The following is a 943-nucleotide window of genomic DNA, read 5'->3' on the forward strand; positions in this document are numbered from 1 at the left end:
GCGCCGACGCCGGCGAGGAGGACGGCGAGCGCGAGAATCCCGCCGAGCCGCCGCGCGGTGCGGCCGCCGCGGTTGAGGCCGCGGTCGAGGGCGGCGATCACCCGGCCGATCCAGGTGACAGGGTGGCCGAGCGCCCTGTAGAGCGCGTCCGGATAGCCGAAGGCCGCCTCGATCGCGAGGGCGAGGGCGAGGATGGCGAGCGTATCGGGCGGATGAGCGAGCGCGGTGGACATGGCGTCTGGGGTCCGGGGAGGCCCGAGGCGGAGCCGATCGCCCATGGCGGCGACCTCGATGCGGCGCGGCGGATGTTTCCTGATGCGCCGGAGCCTTGGATCGACCTCTCGACCGGGATCAATCCGGTCCCCTATCCCTCCCCGGCGATCGACGCCAGCCTGTTCCACCGGCTGCCCTCCGCCGCGGACCATGCCGCGCTCCGCGAGGCGGCGTCCCGCGCCTACGGGGCGGCGCCCGATCGCATCGTGCCGGCGCCGGGCACGCAGATCCTGATCGAGACGATCCCCCGCCTGGTTTCGCCGCGCGCGGTCGCCGTCGTCGGGCCGACCTATGCCGAGCACGCAGCGGCGTGGCGTCGGGCCGGGCACGCCGTCTCGGCAGTGCCATGCCTCGAAGCGGTCGGCAGCGCGCAGGTCGTGGTCGTGGTCAATCCCAACAACCCCGACGGGCGGACGTGGCCGGCGTCCCCGCTGCTCGCCCTCGCCGAAGTCCTCTCCGCCCGCAGCGGCCTGCTTGTCGTGGACGAGGCCTTCGCCGATCTCGAAGCCGTCGAGAGCCTGTGCCCGCGGCTGCGGCCGGGGCTCGTGATCCTGCGCTCGTTCGGCAAGACCTACGGGCTCGCCGGCCTCAGGCTCGGTTTCGCCGTGGCGGAAGCCGGGATCGCGCGCCGAATCGCGGGGGCGCTCGGGCCCTGGGCCGTCGCCGGGCC

The 943-nt window shown here is 74.9% G+C and carries 2 protein-coding genes; one reads left to right on the plus strand and one right to left on the minus strand.

Translation table 11 applies throughout. The features are described from left to right. Nucleotides 1-233: cobalamin biosynthesis protein (locus FV230_RS28715; RefSeq protein ID WP_147844777.1), on the minus strand; the 233-nt coding region annotated here is incomplete at its 3' end. Here FV230_RS28715 and FV230_RS28720 point away from each other — a divergent pair. Then, the coding region (locus tag FV230_RS28720; RefSeq protein ID WP_147844778.1) for an aminotransferase class I/II-fold pyridoxal phosphate-dependent enzyme at nt 213-943 on the plus strand (731 nt) is incomplete at its 3' end. The two genes, FV230_RS28715 and FV230_RS28720, sit on opposite strands and share 21 nt — an antisense overlap.

Origin of the sequence: Methylobacterium sp. WL6 (assembly GCF_008040095.1) — a bacterium.
Lineage (GTDB): Bacteria > Pseudomonadota > Alphaproteobacteria > Rhizobiales > Beijerinckiaceae > Methylobacterium.